Genomic DNA, 1,685 nt, shown 5'->3' with positions numbered 1-1,685 from the left:
CTGCGGCACAGTGGCGGCACCCGTCACAACCGCGCCCCCGGCGGCGTCCTCCCGGCATGACCCCGACCGATACCTTCCAGACCCACCGCCCCCGCCTGTTCGCCCTGGCCTACCGCCTGCTGGGCAGCCGCAGCGACGCCGAGGACGTGGTCCAGGACGCCTGGCTGCGCTGGCAGGGTGCCGACATCGCCAGCATCCGCGACCCCGAGGGCTGGCTGGTGACCGCCACCACGCGCCTGGGGCTGGACCGCCTGCGGGCGCTGCGCAACGCCCGCATCGAGTACGTGGGGCCGTGGCTGCCCGAACCGCTGGAGATCGCCCTGGACCCGGATCCGCTGCACGACCCGGCCCAGCGGCATGCGCTGGCCGACGAGGTGTCGATGGCCTTCCTGGCCCTGCTGGAGCAGCTGGGGCCGGACGAGCGCGCCGCCTTCCTGCTCAAGGACGTGTTCGATTACGACTACCCCGACATCGCGCCCCTGCTCGACCACAGCCCAGCCAACTGCCGGCAGCTGGTCCACCGCGCCCGCCAGCGGCTGCAGGCGGGCAAGTCCCGCTTCGCGGTCAGCGCCGGGCAGCACCGCGACCTGCTGACCCGCTTCATGGACGCCTCCCAGCGCGGCGACCAGGCGGCCATTCTGTCGCTGCTGCATGCCAATGCCGAGATGGTGTCCGACGGCGGCGGCCGGGTCACGGCGGCCATCCGTCCGTTGCTCGGCGCCGAACGCATCGCCCAGCTGTACTGGGCGATCGCGCGACGCAACGGGGCGCACCCGGCCCGCATCGGCTACGTCAACGGCGAACCGGCCATCCTGCGTTTCCAGGGCGAGCAGCTGCACTCGGTGACCCTGGTCAGCATCGACGGCGACCGCATCTCGCGGGTGCTGAGCGTGCTCAATCCGGAAAAACTCACCGCACTTGTCACAGCGCGCGACGCGGGCGCGTCCTCCTGATGAAGACGGCCAACGGGGCCGTCATGGAGTCCACCATGTCCGCTTCTCCCCGCGTTCCTTATTTCCGCCTGGCCAACGAGGCCATCAAGGGCCTGCTGGCCACCAGCAAGGCCGTGCATGACAGTTCGATCGACCCGACGTTGATGGAGCTGGTGTTCCTGCGCGTGTCGCAGATCAATGGCTGCGGTTACTGCATGGACATGCACGGCACCGCGCTGCGCAAGGGCGGCATCGACCCGCGCAAGCTGGACACGCTGCCGGCGTGGCACGAAAGCCGTTTCTTCGACGCCCGCGAGCGCGCCGCCTTGGGCTGGGCCGAAGCGTTGACCCGGTTGCCCGATGGCGCGCCCTCGGATGCGGCCTTCGATGCATTGGCACCGCATTTCGATGAAAAAGGCATCAGCGACCTGAGCGTTGGCGTGGCGGTGATCAATGCCTGGAACCGCCTCGGCGCGGGCTTGCTGCCGCCGCTGCCGTAGAGGTCGGGTAGTGCCGGCCGCTGGCCGGCTCCGCACGAGCGACGCGTGCTGCACAGGTAGTGTCGGCCGCTGGCCGGCTCCGCACGAGCGACGCGTGCTGCACAGGTAGTGCCGGCCGCTGGCCGGCTCCGCACGATGCTGGATGCAACCTGGAGCCGGCCAGCGGCCGGCACTACCGGGCTGCGGTGCACCGGCTATGCGCATGCGCTGAATTCATGCATCAACCACGGTCACGGCGCGCACAATACCGCCC

The 1,685-nt window shown here is 70.2% G+C and carries 2 protein-coding genes; both read left to right on the top strand.

All coding sequences use genetic code 11. The features are described from left to right. Positions 1 to 56: 56 nt before the first annotated feature. A complete protein-coding gene (locus DBR34_RS13440; protein WP_128097163.1) occupies positions 57 to 953 on the top strand; it encodes an RNA polymerase sigma-70 factor in 897 nt (298 codons plus the stop codon). A 35-nt stretch (positions 954 to 988) separates the two neighbouring features. Continuing rightward, complete coding sequence (locus tag DBR34_RS13435; RefSeq protein ID WP_128097162.1) at positions 989 to 1,432, top strand: carboxymuconolactone decarboxylase family protein; 444 nt, start codon at positions 989 to 991, stop codon at positions 1,430 to 1,432. Positions 1,433 to 1,685: the final 253 nt, after the last annotated feature.

Origin of the sequence: Stenotrophomonas sp. HMWF003 (assembly GCF_003061285.1) — a bacterium.
Classification (GTDB): Bacteria; Pseudomonadota; Gammaproteobacteria; order Xanthomonadales; family Xanthomonadaceae; genus Stenotrophomonas; species Stenotrophomonas maltophilia_AP.
This window is presented reverse-complemented; position numbering and strand designations above follow the sequence as displayed.